Annotated in this window: 19 protein-coding genes; 10 read left to right on the plus strand and 9 right to left on the minus strand. The window is 68.0% G+C overall.

Translation table 11 applies throughout. The annotated features are described in order from the left end of the window. Positions 1–6: 6 nt before the first annotated feature. A complete protein-coding gene (locus O3305_RS10775; RefSeq protein ID WP_269576397.1) occupies positions 7–1,548 on the minus strand; it encodes an N-acyl-D-amino-acid deacylase family protein in 1,542 nt (513 codons plus the stop codon). 188 nt (positions 1,549–1,736) lie between these two features. Here O3305_RS10775 and O3305_RS10780 point away from each other — a divergent pair, with 188 nt between their 5' ends. The 7 genes from O3305_RS10780 to O3305_RS10810 all read left to right on the plus strand — a co-directional run bounded on the left by O3305_RS10780 (position 1,737) and on the right by O3305_RS10810 (position 6,575). Further along, on the plus strand, positions 1,737–2,768 hold the full coding sequence (locus tag O3305_RS10780; protein ID WP_269576500.1) for a COX15/CtaA family protein: 1,032 nt from the start codon (positions 1,737–1,739) through the stop codon (positions 2,766–2,768). Continuing rightward, on the plus strand, positions 2,765–3,079 hold the full coding sequence (gene cutA, locus O3305_RS10785; RefSeq protein WP_269576398.1) for a divalent-cation tolerance protein CutA: 315 nt from the start codon (positions 2,765–2,767) through the stop codon (positions 3,077–3,079). Before O3305_RS10780 ends, cutA begins: the two co-directional genes overlap by 4 nt. After that, positions 3,079–3,837: a hypothetical protein gene (locus O3305_RS10790; protein WP_269576399.1), complete on the plus strand. Its 759-nt coding sequence runs from the start codon at positions 3,079–3,081 to the stop codon at positions 3,835–3,837. The genes cutA and O3305_RS10790 overlap by 1 nt, the downstream gene beginning before the upstream one ends. A 45-nt stretch (positions 3,838–3,882) precedes the next feature. Then, the gene (locus O3305_RS10795) at positions 3,883–4,821 is read left to right on the plus strand and encodes a hypothetical protein (RefSeq protein WP_269576400.1); all 939 of its coding nucleotides are present in this window, start codon (positions 3,883–3,885) and stop codon (positions 4,819–4,821) included. 145 nt (positions 4,822–4,966) lie between these two features. Continuing rightward, positions 4,967–5,446 carry a 50S ribosomal protein L13 gene (gene rplM, locus O3305_RS10800; RefSeq protein WP_184168867.1) on the plus strand — a complete coding sequence of 160 codons (480 nt, stop codon included), beginning with the start codon at positions 4,967–4,969 and terminating at the stop codon, positions 5,444–5,446. Further along, positions 5,446–6,003, plus strand: coding sequence for a 30S ribosomal protein S9 (gene rpsI, locus O3305_RS10805; RefSeq protein ID WP_269576401.1), 558 nt, complete (start codon positions 5,446–5,448; stop codon positions 6,001–6,003). The genes rplM and rpsI overlap by 1 nt, the downstream gene beginning before the upstream one ends. 86 nt (positions 6,004–6,089) lie before the next feature. Further along, a complete protein-coding gene (locus O3305_RS10810) occupies positions 6,090–6,575 on the plus strand; it encodes a hypothetical protein (protein ID WP_184168869.1) in 486 nt (161 codons plus the stop codon). On the opposite strand, the gene O3305_RS10815 is transcribed toward O3305_RS10810, so the two are convergent. Genes O3305_RS10815 through O3305_RS10840 form a run of 6 tightly spaced genes read right to left on the minus strand, consistent with a single transcriptional unit; the run spans position 6,572 to position 10,723 of the window. After that, on the minus strand, positions 6,572–6,961 hold the full coding sequence (locus tag O3305_RS10815) for a hypothetical protein (protein ID WP_269576402.1): 390 nt from the start codon (positions 6,959–6,961) through the stop codon (positions 6,572–6,574). The genes O3305_RS10810 and O3305_RS10815 overlap by 4 nt on opposite strands. Before the next feature lie 26 nt (positions 6,962–6,987). Continuing rightward, positions 6,988–8,592 (minus strand): saccharopine dehydrogenase family protein, encoded by a 1,605-nt coding sequence (locus O3305_RS10820; RefSeq protein WP_269576403.1) that lies wholly within the window; start codon positions 8,590–8,592, stop codon positions 6,988–6,990. Further along, complete coding sequence (locus tag O3305_RS10825) at positions 8,589–8,981, minus strand: thiol-disulfide oxidoreductase DCC family protein (RefSeq protein ID WP_269576404.1); 393 nt, start codon at positions 8,979–8,981, stop codon at positions 8,589–8,591. The genes O3305_RS10820 and O3305_RS10825 overlap by 4 nt, the downstream gene beginning before the upstream one ends. Continuing rightward, positions 8,978–9,454, minus strand: a complete 477-nt coding sequence (locus O3305_RS10830; RefSeq protein ID WP_269576405.1) for a hypothetical protein — start codon at positions 9,452–9,454, stop codon at positions 8,978–8,980. The genes O3305_RS10825 and O3305_RS10830 overlap by 4 nt, the downstream gene beginning before the upstream one ends. Before the next feature lie 4 nt (positions 9,455–9,458). Beyond that, on the minus strand, positions 9,459–10,145 hold the full coding sequence (locus O3305_RS10835; RefSeq protein WP_269576406.1) for a DUF4166 domain-containing protein: 687 nt from the start codon (positions 10,143–10,145) through the stop codon (positions 9,459–9,461). Between the two features lie 17 nt (positions 10,146–10,162). Further along, positions 10,163–10,723 (minus strand): GbsR/MarR family transcriptional regulator, encoded by a 561-nt coding sequence (locus O3305_RS10840; RefSeq protein WP_269576407.1) that lies wholly within the window; start codon positions 10,721–10,723, stop codon positions 10,163–10,165. A gap of 248 nt (positions 10,724–10,971) precedes the next feature. On the opposite strand from O3305_RS10840, the gene O3305_RS10845 reads away from it, so the two are divergent. From O3305_RS10845 to O3305_RS10855, 3 genes are all read left to right on the plus strand, one after another. Then, positions 10,972–12,666, plus strand: coding sequence for a DUF1800 domain-containing protein (locus O3305_RS10845; protein ID WP_269576408.1), 1,695 nt, complete (start codon positions 10,972–10,974; stop codon positions 12,664–12,666). 12 nt (positions 12,667–12,678) lie between these two features. Beyond that, positions 12,679–14,058, plus strand: coding sequence for a DUF1501 domain-containing protein (locus tag O3305_RS10850; RefSeq protein ID WP_269576409.1), 1,380 nt, complete (start codon positions 12,679–12,681; stop codon positions 14,056–14,058). Positions 14,059–14,218: 160 nt separating this feature from the next. Continuing rightward, the gene (locus tag O3305_RS10855) at positions 14,219–14,599 is read left to right on the plus strand and encodes a bleomycin resistance protein (RefSeq protein WP_269576410.1); all 381 of its coding nucleotides are present in this window, start codon (positions 14,219–14,221) and stop codon (positions 14,597–14,599) included. Here O3305_RS10855 and O3305_RS10860 read toward each other — a convergent pair whose 3' ends face one another. Then, positions 14,600–15,346, minus strand: a complete 747-nt coding sequence (locus tag O3305_RS10860; RefSeq protein ID WP_269576411.1) for a metallophosphoesterase family protein — start codon at positions 15,344–15,346, stop codon at positions 14,600–14,602. Then, positions 15,343–16,179 (minus strand): diacylglycerol/lipid kinase family protein, encoded by an 837-nt coding sequence (locus tag O3305_RS10865; protein ID WP_269576412.1) that lies wholly within the window; start codon positions 16,177–16,179, stop codon positions 15,343–15,345. Before O3305_RS10865 ends, O3305_RS10860 begins: the two co-directional genes overlap by 4 nt. Between the last annotated feature and the right edge of the window lie 22 nt (positions 16,180–16,201).

A 16,201-nucleotide genomic window follows, 5' to 3' on the forward strand; every position in this document is an offset into this window, starting at 1 on the left:
AAGCCGTCAGCGCGCCCGGAGCAGCCTGCCCCGCTTCGCCACTCGCGCGCCACCTTCATAGGCCGCCTGCCCGCCGACCATCACCAGGTCGAAGCCCTCGGCCTTCGCAAACGGATCGACATAGCTCGACCGCGCCTTCACCTTCGCGGGATCGAACAGGATCAGGTCCGCCTGCATGCCCGGCCGGATCACGCCGCGATCGCCGAGCCGCAGGATATGCGCGGGCAGGCCGCTGCCCTTGCGTACCATCTCCGCGATGCCGAGCTTCCTGTCCCGCACCACATATTCCTCGACCAGCTTGGCATAGGTGCCGGTCGCGCGCGGATGGCGCATGCCGGGGCCGCCATCGGTCGAGAAGGCGACATACGGATCGAGCAGCAGCACGTCCTGCAGCGCCTTGTCCTGGGTGAAATGCGCGCCGGAACCGCTCTGCGGGCCGATCTTGATCAGGAAATCGGCAAAATGGAGCCCCGCCTCCCGCGCCGCCTGGGCCAGCGTCTTGCCGGCATAGGGGGCGGTGCCGATCAGCAGCGCCTCGGGACCGCCGCGCCGCGTCATCCGCTGCACCAGATAGTCGCGCAGCTCCTGCCGGCGCTCGGCCACCACCCTGGCGTAGTCCGTCGGCGGCAACGCCCATTTGGGGAAGAGGATGGCGATGCCGGTATAGCCCGCCTCATAGGGGTATTGATCGGCGGTCAGCTCGATCCCCTGGCGGCGCTTGTCCGCCAGGAAGGCGAGCAGCTCACGCGCCCGCGCCTCGCCCTTCCCGAACACCACCTTCAGGTGCGAGATATGCGGCCGCGCCGGCAGCGACGAGGCGATCAGCTCGTCGATCGACGTCTTGATGTCCTCGTCATTCTCCGAGCGCATATGGCTCATCACCACGCCGCCATAGCGGCTCACCACCTTGCCGAGATTGGTCAGCTCCGCGGTCTCTGAATAGATGCCCGGCACATATTCGAGGCCATAGGACAGGCCGAACGCACCGGCACGCATCTCGCTGTCGAGCTGCGCCGCCATCCGCGCCAGCCCCGCCGCATCGGGCACGCGCACCGAATCCGGCACACCGGCTGCGCGGCGCAGCGTGCCATGGCTGGCGAGCAGCACGACGTTGAGGTCGATCGGTGCCCGGTCGATCGCCGCCATCCAGCTGCGCGGGTCGAGGTCCTTGCCCAACCGCGGGCCGCTGCCGTCCTGGCCGAGCGTGATCGTGGTGACACCCATTGCCAGGAAGGCTTCATAGCTGTCCTTCAACGGGTCGCCATGGCTGTGCATGTCGATGAAGCCGGGCGCCAGCACCCGTCCCTCGCCCGCGATGACGCGCCGGGCATCGCCCCCGGCCGAAGGCGGATCGATCCGCGCGATCCGATCGCCGCTGACCAGCACATTGGCGAGCCGCGGCGCCGTGCCGGTGCCGTCGACGAGCAGCACTTCGCGGAACAGGGTATCCGGTTGCGCCGCCAGCGTCGCGACCATCGGCCATGCGGAAAGCCCGCCCGCCGCCACCGCTCCGCCCAATGCCTGTCGCCGTGTCAAACGTTGCTTCATGCCGCTCCCCGATCGCTTTTGCCGGACTATGCGCACAAGCGCGGCGCACGCGAATCACCAAGGCTGCATAAAGTCATGGCCTCAACGCATGGGGCACCGGTTTGCCGCCGGTCAAAGCCGTGCGCGCGGCGACCGCGCAGGACTGGCCATCCCCCCGGTTCGGAATTACACCACCGCCCGTGCTCAAGATGACTTCGCTGCCCGCCTCCGTCCGCCCCCGCGCGCTTGCCACCTGGCTCTTCGCCGTCGCGGCGCTGATCGTGCTGATGGTGGTGATCGGCGGCATCACCCGCCTGACGGAATCGGGACTCTCGATCACCGAGTGGAAGCCCTTCACCGGCACCATCCCGCCGCTCACCGAAGCGGCGTGGCAGGCGGAGTTCGCCCGCTACCGCGAGATCGGCCAGTACACCCAGCTCAACCAGGGCATGACCCTGGCCGAGTTCAAGAACATCTTCTTCTGGGAATATCTCCACCGGCTGCTCGGCCGGGTGATCGGCATGGCCTTCGCGCTGCCGTTGCTCTGGTTCGCCATCCGCCGGGCGATCCCCAGGGGCTATGGCTGGCGGCTGATCGCACTGCTCGCGCTGGGCGGGCTGCAGGGCGCGCTCGGCTGGTGGATGGTCAAGTCGGGCCTGAACAAGACCAGCACCGCGGTCGACCATTTCTGGCTTTCCGCGCACCTGATGACCGCGCTGTTCACGCTGGGCGGCATCATCTGGACCGCACTCGACCTGCTCGCGCTCAGGCGCAACCCGATGGCGCGCCCCGCCCGCCTCACCGGCCTGGCGGTCGCGGTACTGGCGGTGCTCGCCGTCCAGCTCTTCTACGGCGCGCTGGTCGCGGGGCTGCGCGCCGGGCTGGTCACCGACCAGTGGCCGCTGATGAACGACCATTTCTTCCCCGGCGTCAGCCAGGCGGGGCAGAGCCTGGGCCATATCCTCTTCTCCGATCCGGCGGTGGTGCACTTCATCCACCGCTGGTGGGCCTGGATCACGGTCGCCGCGCTGGTGATCCTCTCCCGCAAGGTCCGCGCCGCCGATCGCCGCGCCTCGATCGCCATCCACAGCGCGTTCGGCACCCAGATCCTGCTCGGCATCGCCACGGTGATGGCCGGCATGCCGATCTGGCTCGCCGCGCTCCACCAGCTCACCGGCGCGCTGGTCGTCATCGCCACCGTCTGGGGCGCGCATGTCGCGGGCAGCCGGGCCGGCGCTTGAGCGAGCTGGCGCTCTTCTACGTGACCTTCGCCACCCGGGCGGATGCCGAGCACGTGGCCGAGACGGTGCTGGCCGAGAAGCTTGCCGCCTGCGCCAATATCCTCGCGCCCTGCACCTCGCTCTATCTCTGGCACGGGGAGCTGGAACGCGCCGAGGAAGTGCCGGTGTTGTTCAAGACCCGCCCGATGCTCTCCACCCGGCTGCGCGAGCGGATCGCCGCGCTCCATCCCTACGACCTGCCGGTGATCGAGAGCTGGACCGCCACCGTCGGCGGCGATGTCGCCGCCTGGGTGGAAGGCGAGACGCGCTGATGCTGCTCGCCGCGATTGTCCTCCAGGCAAGCGCGGCCAGCTTCTCCCCGCCGCTCGACCGGGCCCTGCTGGTCGTGACCGAGCGCCATGACGATACCCGCCTCTACCGCATGGAGCGCCGCATCCGCTTCGCACGCGAGGACGGCGGCTATCGCGCGGAAGTCGTGCTCGCCGAAGCGGAAGGCGAGACCAGCGACAGCAGCGGCGCGCTGTTCGAGGCAGGCTATGCCGCGCTCGCCGGTACGCCTCTGATATTCCACCTCGACAAGGCCGGCACGGTCACCGCGATCGACGACCTCCCCGCATTGTGGGAGCGCTTCTGCCGCCGCGTCGCCGAAGTCGCCGCCGCGCGCCGCGCGCTCGCCCCTGCCGAGCGCCCCAAATTCGCCGAGCGCGTCGCTGCTCCGATCCGGGCCCTGCCCGACAGCCGCCGGCGCGCGATGCTCGGCTCGCTGGTGCTCGCGGTGGTCCCCGACGAGCCGCTGGTGCCGGGCACCACCCCGGTCCGGCTGCCCGGCAGCTCGGCCTATGGCAGCGCCAGGCCACTCGAGGGCATGCGCAGTGTAACAGCTTCGCCCGGCGGCCTGCTCCGCAGCACCACCGTCGCCAGCGGCGAGAACGTGACCCTCGAACGCATCACCGAAGTCGATCCCCATACCGGCCTGATCACCCGCAACAGCAAGACGCTGCGCATCCGCACCGGCGGCCTGGAAAGGATCAGCCGCACCCGGCTAACGGTCGAACCGCTCGCCGATTGACTCGCCGTGCCGCGCATGGCCGAACGCCGGGCAAAGGGGAAATCCATGCGCTCGATTCTTGCCGCCGCTCTGCTCGCCTGCCTTGCGGCCGCACCGCCCGCAGCGGCCCAGGCATCGACCAGGGCCGAACCCGCAACGATCGATATCGTCTTCAACCCGCCGACCGACGCGCCGATGCGCTACCGCGTCGCCCGCGACCGCGCCGCCCGGACCAGTCGCCCGGGAATGTCGGCCAGCTGGGTGGAGGAACTGCGCTTCACCAGGGCCGGCGACGGCTTCATCGCGCATTGGCGGATGGAGGCCGCTTCGTTACCGCCCGAGATGCGCGCGCCCGGGATCGCCCCGATGATCGCCCCTTTCACCGGCGAGCCGATCGCCTTCGATCTCGACGCGGAAGGCACCGTGCTGCGCGTCCGCGACTGGCCGGCGGCGCAGGTCCGGATCCTGGCCGCCGTCGATGCCGCCGGGCAGCTGATCCCCGCCGCGGATCGCGACAAGGTGATGCCCCAGGTCCGCGCGATGTTCACCGGCCTCACCGCCGAGACCGCACCCTCGGCCCTGTTGCGCAACGTCGAGCCGCTGTTCGGCGGTGGCGGGCTGTCGATGCATGTCGGCGAGGAGATCAGCACACCGATCGAGCAGCCGGTGCCGCTGCTCGGCGGCAGCGTCGCGATGGACGTCACCATCACCCTGAGCGCCGCCGAGCCCGGCCGCACCGCCACGCTCACCTCCCGCTCCGACTATGATCCCGATTCTTTCAAGCGGCTGCTCACCCAGCTCGCCGATCGCTTCACCCCGGCGGAGAAGGCCGCGCGTACGCAGGAGCTCGAGCAGATGCTGCCCGAGATGCTGCTCAGCGAAACCGGCACCACGCTGATCGACCTGCCCAGCGGCATGCCGCTGCGCTACGAAAACAGGCGCATCGCCACCATCGACGGCAAGACCGTTCCTGTGGAATCGCTCGCACTTACCTGGCTGCGCTGAGGGGAAAACGACCCACGGTATTCAGATACCCGTCAGCAAAGCCCCACTTTTCTTGACTTTTCCCGAGCGAATCGTCAGAGGGCCTTCAACCGCGCTGCCCGAAAGGGTGGCGCGCTCGCGTTTCATACTCGAAAGGTCCCAGCCCATGAAGGCGCTGATGAAGACCACCAAGTCGGCGAAGCCGGCCGAGGTGGAGAAGAAGTGGCATATCGTCGATGCCGACGGCCTCATCGTCGGCCGCGCTGCCGTCGTGATCGCCAATGTGCTTCGTGGCAAGCACAAGACGAGCTTCACCCCGCACGTCGATTGCGGTGACAATGTCATCGTCATCAACGCGGACAAGATCAAGTTCACCGGCAAGAAGCTGGGCCAGAAGGTGTACTACAAGCACACCGGCTATGCGGGCGGCATCAAGGGCATCACCGCCGGCAAGGTCCTCGAAGGCCGCTTCCCGGAGCGCGTCCTCGAGAAGGCCGTTGAGCGCATGATCCCGCGCGGCCCGCTGGGTCGCCAGCAGATGCGCAACCTGCGCATCTATGCCGGCGCTGCGCATCCGCACGAAGCGCAGAACCCCGAGGTCCTCGACATCGCCGGCATGAGCCGCAAGAACAAGGTGGGCGCATAATGTCTGACAACCGCCAGTCCCTTTCCGATCTCGGCGCCATCGCCGCCGGTGAGCAGGCCGTGGCCGCCCAGGCGCAGGCTGATTCCGATACCCGCGCCGATGCGTATCTCGCCGGCCAGCTCGACGAGCCGGTCAACACCGCCCCGCTTCGTGCGCAGGAGCTCGACAAGTTCGGCCGCGCCTATGCGACCGGCCGTCGTAAGGACGCCGTCGCCCGCGTGTGGCTGAAGCCCGGCACCGGTAAGATCACGATCAACGGTCGTGACCAGGAAGTCTATTTCGCGCGTCCGACGCTGCGTCTCGTCATCAACCAGGTGTTCGGCATCACCGAGCGCGAAGGTCAGTATGACGTGATCGCCACCGTCAAGGGCGGCGGTCTTTCGGGCCAGGCCGGCGCGGTGAAGCACGGCATCAGTCAGGCGCTCACCAAGTACGAGCCGATCCTGCGCACCCCGGTGAAGCGCGCTGGTTTCCTGACCCGCGACAGCCGTACGGTCGAGCGTAAGAAGTACGGCAAGGCGAAGGCCCGTCGTAGCTTCCAGTTCTCGAAGCGCTAAGCGCCTCGGCAACTGCCAACGAATTGGGGCGGTCCGGCAACGGGCCGCCTCTTTTCGTTTGGGGAATGCGCGGCTAGCCTTGCGCCATGGCGCTCGATCACCCCGACACGATCCGTATCCTCGCCTTTCTGGGCGAGATCGGCATTCCCGTGTCCCAGGGGACGATCGCCGGCGACAGCTTCCTGCCCGGCATCGAAGTGCGCGACGGCGGACTGCTGCTAGACCCCGAGCGCCCCTTCTATCCCGGCGACCTCCTCCATGAAGCGGGGCATATCGCCTGCACCGATCCCGCGGACCGCCCGACGCTGTGCGAAGTCCGTGACGATCCGGGCGAGGAAATGGCGGCGATCGCCTGGTCCTATGCCGCTGCCCGCGCGATCGGGATCGACACGCGCGCGCTGTTCCATGCCGACGGCTATCTCGGTGGTGGCGAGGCGCTTGCGATCGCCTTCGACAGCGGCAAGGGCCCCGGCCCGCCCATGCTCCAATTTTACGGCATGGCCGCCGAGCCGCACCAGGCCGAGAAACTCGGCCTTCCGGTCTATCCACAAATGGCGAAATGGCTGCGCTAGGGTTTGCGCATCAGGTCATAGAGCGCCAGCCGGAACACCAGCCCGCCGCCCGCACCGCTCGCTCCGACTATCAGTAGGAGCGCGATGCCTTCCCATGCCGATGCGGGCCCGATCCAGATGAGCATCGGCACGACGCCGACCACGGCACCCGAGGCCATCGCGTTCCACCAATGCAGCCGATAGCGGCGCTCGAGCCACAGATAAGCCGGCAATCCCAGCACCAGCGCATGGCCGAAGGCGAATGGGAAGCCCAGCACCAGCGCATAGAACAGGATGGCCGGCGTGTCCGTGAATGCCGACAACGGCGCTTCGCGTGCGAACAGCAACCAGAGGATTGCACCGGCAAGAAGGGATGCCGCGATCGAGGCGACCAGGAACGCGCCCATCACCTTGCCGAAAGGCGCCGGTTCTCTCATGCCCGCTCCAGCCAGCCGGTATAGTGCACCACGTCGCCGATGATCGGCAGGCGCACCCGTACCTCGAAACGGAAGCGTCCATCCTCCTGCCATTCGCGCGCATCGATGCGCGGCCCCAGCCGGCGCGGCATCGGCACGCCGAAGGCGGTCCAGCCGCGCAGCACCATCTTCAGCCCCTGCCCATCCGAAGGCAGGTCGAAGGCGAAGCGCAGCGGCCCGAACCGCTCGGCGACACCCTGCCCTGCCTGGCTGAGTTCGCTGGAGAAGGCATGGCCGCCAAAGTCGCGCGTCCAGCGTTCCTTGCCATGTTCCGCCGAGAAAGCGACGCGGAGTGACCAGCTGCCCTCGGGCGGAAAGCCCATCACGCGCCCCACCAGCCAGGCCAGCCCCCTGCCCCGACGCACCTCGCCTTTCCCCGACGCCCCGGCATCGCCGATAAAGTCGTGCATCCCACGCACCGCCTCCGGCAGCTTGCCGAAGCGCGAGCCCATCGCCCGGACATAGAGCGGATCGACCGCACGCTCGACCACTTCGGTCCGGATCGCGAGCCTGGCGAACAGCGGCTCGAACCGATCGAGCGTCAACAGCCCGCTCGCGTCGCGCGCGCCCGGCGGCACCTTTCCGGAGAGGATATCCTCTGCAAGCAGCTCCGCCGCCAGCGTCGGAATCTCGGGCCCGTCGCCCCGCTCGGCAATCAGCGTCCAGCGCCGCGCGATGCCCGATCCGGTCAGCGTCACGGTCATGGCCGAACGGTCGCTGCCACCACGCCCGGTGAGCGTCTGGAGCTTATGCATCCAGCGCGCCGTCCCACCGAGCGAGCCGATCCAGCCCCAACGCACCGGCCAGCTCATCAGCCATAGTCCGAGCATGTGGAGACCGAACTCGGTACCGGCGTGGAAGGTCACCGCCGGGCGGCCGGGCAGCGCATCGGGCATCAGCGACAGATCGGGCACCTCGGCAAGCGCAACCCAGCGATGGAGCGGCGCCATCCCGTCCACCATGAACCGCACGCGCCGGAGCGCCTGCCAGCCGGTCGCCCCGATCCAGCGGCGCCCGCGCCACAGCCGCACCGGCCTGCCGACATAGGACAGGATCGCCGCCGCGACCGCCGGACCTGCCACCGCCCGGTTCGATGCGCTCAGCGCGATATCGACCCGCTCCACCTGGTCCAGCCCCTCCGCCAGCTTCCGCACCACCGCGCCCGACAGCGCCGGCAGGCTCGAGGCTCCGCTGATGATCGGCACCGCAACCGCTGCACCCTTGTCGAGCGCGCCGACCCCGGTGACGAAATCGCGCGCATCGGCCAGGTCGAGATAGGGGATGCGCATCGCGATGCAGGCCTCGGGCACCGTGGTGCCGCTACCCTGGAAAGGCCCGGCCGCGTCGATCACAAGGTCCGGCCGCTCGCGAGCCAGCACCATGCCGATGCCGTTGGTCCGGTCCGCCACCACCGGCTCCGCGCCCGCCAGCCCGGTGCAGAAAGCCGAGGCGCGCTCGAAGCTTCGCCCCGCCACCAGCACCGCGTGCCCGGCGCCCAGCAACCGCCGGCTTAGCCGCGCACCAAAGCCGCCATAGCCGCCGATGACGAGGATGCGGCTCACAGGATGCGCGCCCTTTGCTCGGGGCTGGGCACCCAGCAGGCATCATGCTTGCCAAACAGCCGGTAGCGGTTGCGCGCGATCCGGCGATAGGCGGCGTCGCGCCAGCCGCGCGGGATCACCCGCATCACGCCGAGCGCCCGCCACGGCCAGCCCAGCGCTTCGGCGATCGCCAGCACGCCGTCGCTGTCCCGCCGGGTACGGTCACCGTCGATCACCAGCATCGTATCCGGATCGTCGGGATCGACACCGAAGCGCTTGCACAGCGCCTGCCCCGCCTCGCTCTGCACCGAGGCGAGCCGGAAATGCCCGCGCCGGTCATGCCGCAGCACGAAGCGCGCGTTCGTCGTGCACAACACGCAGACGCCATCGAACAGGATGATCGGGTTCATTCGGGTGCTTCCCGCCGCCAGTTCAGGGCCGCCCAGAATGCCAGCCCCGCCAGCGCCCCAATTAGGCCCAGCCAGGCACACACCTCGAACAGCTGGCGCCAACCCGCCGCGGTATAGCGTCCATGCTCGGACAGCACGGTGCCGCCGATCTGCGAATATTCGCCCGGATTGTTGAGCAGCACGAGATAGGGGAGCCCGCCGACCAGGAAGCCACCGATCGCGGCGCTCCACCAGCGCAACCGCCAGCGCAGGCTGAGCAGGCCGTAGAGGGGCAGGCCCAGCAGCGCCACATGCCCTGCGGCCAGGATCGCCCCGACGATGAAAGATGCCACCGCCATGAACCAGGCCTGCTCGACGACGCCCTCCATCACGCCGGTCACGATGAAATAGGCGGGAAACGCGCTCGCCCCGACAAGAACCGCGGACAGGATGGCGGCCAGCAGGCGTCGTCCGGAGGGCTGGTCCTGGTTCATCGCCTCACTCCGCCGGATCCGCGAACACGCAGAGCTGGTGGACCAGCTCGCCGAGCAGCGGGTGCACCAGGTCGAGGCTGAACACGAAGCGGCCATCGCCGATGTCGATATGCCCCACCGTCAGCTTGCCCGGCATTGCCCAGTTGGGCAGCTTCACCCGCAGCCTGCCGAGCTTCAGGAAATAATGGTCGCTGACGAACAACAGCGCCCCGCCATCCTCCTCCAGCCGCAGCGCTATCCCCACGCCAAGCCCCAGATATTCCTCGATTCCCGTCGGCCCGGCGAAGCGCTTGGCGCTGTGGATAACCTGTGGAAAACCCTGTGCACGGCCATATTGCCGCGTCCAGTATTGCCCTTGGCCGTCGCCATCCGCCGTCACGCTGACGCTGGCCGATACGCCGACGTCCGTGCCCAGCGGCAGCGGTGCGCCGATCGCGCGGGAAAGCTGCGCCAGCAGCCACCCCACCCGGCTCATCCGGCATTCGGCGACTTCGCCCAGATAGGAGACACAGGCGCCGGCCTTGATCTTGCGCAGGAAGCGGCGGCGCGTCGCCGGCGGCAGGAACAGCCAGCGCTCGCCGAGCAGCCGCGCGAACGGGCTCTCGGCATCGTCCCAACGCGGCGCCGCGACACGGTGCCAATCGGCGTAACGGGCCAGCGAACCCGGCGCATATCCGAATGCCGCTCCCATGGGACCGCTCCTTTCGCCTACTCGCTCTTGCCCTTGGGCAGGAATGCCAGAATCTTCTTGCCCAGCCGGATCAGCGTCATCAGCCGTCCCGGCGGCACGCTCATCATCTGCTGGTACCAATCGTCGATCGTCACGACGAAGTCCTGCATCGCCACGATCCGGCTACGCGCCGTGTCGGAGATCGCCGCATCGCGTCTCGCTTCCTCGGTGCAGACGCGCAGCGCCGCCACCGCCGGATCGATCTCGCGCTCCTTGCGGCCCTGGGCAATGCGCGTGAGCATCTGCATCAGGTCAACCTCGGCCTCGTAATGATCGCGCCGGTCGCCCATCACCGGCACGCGGCGGATCAGCTTCCAGCCCAGCAGTTCCTTCAGGCTGTTCGACGTGTTGCTCCGCGCGATGCGCAGCGTGTCGCTGATCTCCTCGGCGTTGAGCGGCCGGTCGGAGAGGTAGAGCAGCGCATGGATCTGGGCGACCGAGCGGTTGACGCCCCATTGCCCGCCCATCTCGCCCCAGTGCAGCACGAACTGCTGCACCGCGATCGGCAACTGAACAGCGCTGTCCGTAATTTCTGTCATAACAGAAATATGAGACAGAATTGCACGGGAGTCAATCGCCTTCGCGGTCCATCGCGCCCCAGCCTCGCTTCGCCGCCATGCACGCCGTTGCGGCAGCGCAACTAGCGGCCTGGGCTGCGACGTTTGCGCACGGCGCAATCGCGATGAAGATTTCCTTAGGTATTTCTGCAGGTTGTTCGGATTCTTCCTCTAAATTATTCATGGAAGTGCAGGTTGCGGCGGTTCCGCGGCCTCGGGGGAAATTCGGGGTGTTCCAAAATCACAGGACGGCCGTGCTTGGCGCGGCGCTTGGTCTGCTTGTGCTCGGCGGCTGCGATGGCGGCGGCGGGGGTGGTTCGTCGTCGAGCGGCAGCGCCGGCGGCGTGGTCACCACGCCCAGCCCCACGCCGGCACCGGTGGTGTTCACCGATGGCGATGCCGCCCGCCTCGCGCGGCAGGCGAGCTTCGGCCCGACCACCGACCTGGTCGCCCGCATCAAGTCGCTCGGCGCCACCGCCTGGGTCGACGAGCAGCTTGCCGCCTCGTCGAGCAGCTATGCCGATCTCACCACCGAGGTCCGCCGCGATTTCTGCGTGAGCACCGATACGGTGTGCAACCGCGCGCATTTCAGCCGCACGCCGGTGGCGATGCGCTTCTTCGCCAATGCCGTTGCCGGATCGGACCAGCTGCGCCAGCGCACCGCCTTCGCGCTCGGCCAGATGATCGTCGCTTCGGAAGCGGAGGTGAACTCCACCGCCGGCATCGCGACCTTCAACCAGATCTTCCTCGCCAACGCCTTCGGCAATTACCGCGACATCCTCGCCCAGGTGACGATGAGCGGATATATGGGCGATTATCTCGACATGGCGGACAGCAACAAGTCCGGCCCCTCGGAGAATTACGCCCGCGAGCTGCTCCAGCTCTTCTCGATGGGCCCGGACGCGCTCAACATGGACGGCAGCCTGAAGCGCGACAGCGCCGGCGGCGCCATCCCCAACTATACGACCGACGACATCAAGGGCGTCGCCAAGGCGCTTACCGGCTGGACCTATGCCCGGGTCGGCGGCGCGGCGATCACCGATGGCAATGCCCGCGACTATTCCAAGCCGATGATCCAGGTGGCGGCACGCTACGACACCACCCAGAAGAGCTTCCTCGGCACCAGCGTCGCCGCGGGCGCCGCCCAGGACGCCAGCGTCGCCGCGGTGGTCGATGCCGCGTTCAACAATCCGTCGACCGCGCCCTTCGTCGCGCGTCACATGATCATCCACCTCGTCACCGCCAATCCCAGCCCGGCCTATATCGGCCGCGTCGCGCAGGTGTTCGCCGATAATGGCAGGGGCGTGCGCGGAGACATGAAGGCCGTGGTCCGCGCGATCCTGCTCGACAGCGAGGCCCGCTCGGCGCCCACCGCGACCGGCGGCAAGCTCAAGGAGCCGGTGCTGCTGATGACCGCGCTCGCCCGCGCGATCGGCTTCGCGACCGATGGCTATGTCTTCACCACGCGCGATACCAGCCTCGGCCAGCCGGTGTTCCGCGCGCCTTCGGTGTTCAATTTCTATCCGGACGATTTCCCGCTGCCCGGCTCGGCCACGCTGAAGAGCCCGGCCTCGAAGCTGCTCAACACCTCGAACGTGCTGCGCTGGCACAATTTCGTCTATGACTGGACCGTCTCGGGCGATGCCAGCCGCAGCGAGTACGCGCTGGATTCGGGACTGCCCATGTCCTCGCTCACCCAGCCGCTCTGGACGAGCTGGGAAGCGTATGGCGTCGACCTCGATGCGATGGTGGCGCGGATCGACCTGACGATGTTCGCGAACACGCTCAGCCAGGCGCAGAAGGATGCGCTCAAGGCGGCCGCCACCCCCATCACCAATACCGATGTCGCCATCCAGGCGCGCCGCCGCGCCCAGATGATGCTCTACGTCGCGGCCTCGAGCCCGATGTTCCTGGTCGATCGCTGAGGAGCCGGACCGATGACGTTTTCCCGACGCGACTTCATGAAGGTCACCGCCGGTGCCGGCGCACTCGCCGCAATCGGCCAGCTCGGCCGCACCACCGCCATGGCTGCCCCGAACGGCAGCTACCGCGCGATGGTCGGCGTGTTCCTGTTCGGCGGCAATGACAGCTGGAACATGGTGATCCCCACCGATGCCCGGCACGCTGCCTATCTCGCCGCGCGCGGCAGCGTCGGCATCGCCGCCAGCCGCCTCACCGCGCTCACCGGCACTGCCTATGCGCTGCATCCGGCGATGGCCGCGCTCCGCCCGATCTGGGACGAGGGCAGCCTGGGCCTGGTGCTCAACGCCGGCACCCTCTACGCGCCGCTGACCAAGGCGACCTACCAATCGCGGGCCGATCTCCGCCCAACCAACCTGCTCAGCCATTCCGACGAGCAGGCGCACTGGCAGGGCCTGCGCGCTCGGGACTTCGCCACCGACGGCTTCATGGGGCGCCTCACCGACAAGATGGGCGCGAGCAGCGTCCCCTCGATGATATCGATCGCGGGCTCGCAGCTCGCGGTGATTGGCAAGACCAGCTCGGCGCTCGTCCTGCCCTCCACCGGCACGCTGTCGCGCTCGGGCTACTCCACCGCGTCGAACGCCGCAAACACCGCCAAGAACAACGCGCTCGGCACCTTCTCCTCGGCCACCGGCCTGGGCGACCTGTCCGAAGCCACCGCGCGCGACGTAAACGGCAGCTATGCCCAGGCGACCACCGCCAACACCATCATCTCGGCGACCAGTTCGCTCGACGGCTATTTCGTCAACCCGACCACCGGCGCCGCGCTGACCAGCGACGTCGCCCGTCAGCTGATGCGCGTCGCCCGGATGATCGATGCGCGCGGCTCGCTCGGCCATGGCCGCCAGACCTTCTTCGTCAGCCAGGGCGGGTACGACAATCATTCCGGCCAGGTGAATGGCGGCACCAACGACACCGGCACCCACGCCAACCTGCTGGGCGACCTCGCCATGGCGCTCGCCGGTTTCCACCGCGCGATGCAGTCGATCGGCATGGCCGAGAACGTCACGGCGTTCACGATGAGCGACTTCGGCCGCACCTATCGCGGCAATGCCCAGAACGGCACCGACCATGCCTGGGGCGGCAACCACCTGGTGGTCGGGGGCAACGTCGCCCCCGGCGGGATCTTCGGCGCCTATCCGGATCCGGTGCTCGGCGGTGCGACCGACGTCAGCAGCGAGGGCCGCTTCGTCCCCGCCGTCTCGCAGGAGGAATATATCGGCGCGATCGCCCGCTGGCATGGCGTCAGCGACGCGGACATGCCCTATGTCTTCCCCAACTGGTCGACCTGGAGCACCGGCGGGCGCGCGCCGCTGAGCCTGTTTCGAACCTAAGCGGACCTCATTCCCGCCGTCACCCCGGCCTTGAGCCTGGATGACGTGCAAATGGGAGCATTCGATCTACCGCATACGGTTCCTGCGCGCTTAACTGCGTATCCGGATTGCGCTATCGTTGCGCCCAGGTAATGGGGCGCGCCTTTCGGGGAGGCGAGTGATGGCCAATCTTTATCGCATTACGCCGTTCATGCATGTGCCGGACTTCGAGAAGGCGCTGTGGTTCTTCACGGACGTGCTGGGCTTCGAACTCTATTTCCGGACGCCCAACTATGCCTATGTCCGGCGCGAGCAGGCGGCCTTCCGCATTCTCGAGAATATGGGCGACGACGGCGCGCCTCCGGGCAACCGCCCCTTCTGCTATTATATCGACGTCGAGGATGTCGATGCCATCGCCGAGGAGCTCGCCCCCAAGGCGCCACTGCTCAACGACGGCGATATCTATGGCCCGATCGACCAGATGTACGGCCAGCGCGAGCTGATGGTGGTGGCCCCGGACGGGAACCTGCTGGTGTTCGGGCAGGATATCTCGAAGCGGTGACTAGAGGGGGACGCTTCCCTCTCCCATGAACCGCGCCCGGGTGGAGAAGCTCGCACCCTCCACCGTGATCTCGTTGAACGAGGGCGGCCTGGCGCGCACCCGCTCGGACAGCGTCCCCGCTCCGATCAGCCGCACGGTCCGCCCCTCGACCTGATGCTCGACATCGAACGGGTCATGGACATGCCCGGTCAGCACCGCATGCGCACCTGCCCGGGCCAGCGCCGCAAGCGCCTCGGGCCCGCGCCGCGTCTCGCTGGTCATCCGGGTGCCGCCTTCCACCAGCGGATGATGGCAAGCGACGAATACCAGGTCGCCCGCCGGCACCGCCTCAACCTTCGCCAGCGATTCCTGCAGCGCCCGCGTGCTCACATAGCCCTTCGCCCAGTTGAGCCGCCACTGGAAGCGCGCCGTGGTCTTGAGCGGCACCACGGCCACGCCCCGGCGGTCGAGCGGCCGCTCGATCATCGCCTCCAGCGCCCGGTAGCGCTTGTAGGGCGTCACGAACCGCGCCCAGAGGTTGAACCAGGGCAGGTCGTGATTGCCCACTTCCACGGTCACCGGCCGCCCAAGCCCCTGCAGCCACGCCGCCGCCGCCGTGAACTCCTTCGCGCGCGCATGCATCGTCAGGTCGCCGGTCATGATCACCGCATCGGGCTGTTCTTCCCGCACACGCGCGCCGAACCAGTCGATGGCGGCGCGATCCTCGCAGCCGAAATGGACGTCGCTGACGTGGAAAAGCCGCGTCACCCCAGCGCCGCCCGCGTCGCGATGAACACCTCGCGGCTCATCCCCGCGGTGACCGCCGTACCCGGCGCCAGCGACACCGGTTCGCCGTCGAACAGCGCGAGCACCGGCTTCTTGCCCGTGGTGCGCAGTTCATCGGTCAGGCTCTCGCTCACCGCGTGTGCGGCCACCCAGTCGCCGGTCAGCCATTCCCAGCCGAGCTGGACGATCGAACCCCAGTCGCGCGCGTCCACCGCTGCCACATGCAGCTCCTTGCCCTCGGGCCGGACGAACACCGCCTGATATTTGTCCCTGAGCGCCGGCACCCCGCCGATGCGGATGCCGCTGCCGCCGAAGGTGCGGTTCCACGCGATATGCGCGGCCTGGAACAGCTTCTTGATGGCGCCCTTGCGCGCCGCCTCGCGCGCCCGGAACCACGCGGTCGCAGGCCCCAGTATCAGTCCGACAAATCCGCGATGCTCGCCCGCCTCGATATAGGGCAGCGCCACCCGTGTCGTCTCGTCATGCGCCGCCTCGATGATCGTCTTGGGATCGAGCGTGTCATGCAGCGACTTGGCGAGCAGGTTCATCGTCCCGCCCGGCAGGATCAGGAAGCTGCCCTTCCATTTCTCCAGTGCGCAAAGCGTCGTGTTGATCGTCCCGTCACCGGCGAACAGCACGACGGTGTCCACCTTCTTCCGCGTAAGCGACGCTCCCTTGGGCAGCTCCTCCGCCGGGAATTCGGTGCGGCCGACCAGCGTCAGCCCGCGTTCCTCGAACACAGCCTCAAGCGCATCGCACTTGGCCTTGGTGGTCGATCCCGAGCCGGGGTTGGTAATGAACCAGAGTCTTTCCATCCCGGTCGTAACGCCCGGGATA

Source organism: Sphingomonas sp. NIBR02145 (assembly GCF_027359115.1).
Lineage (GTDB): Bacteria > Pseudomonadota > Alphaproteobacteria > Sphingomonadales > Sphingomonadaceae > Sphingomonas > Sphingomonas kyeonggiensis_A.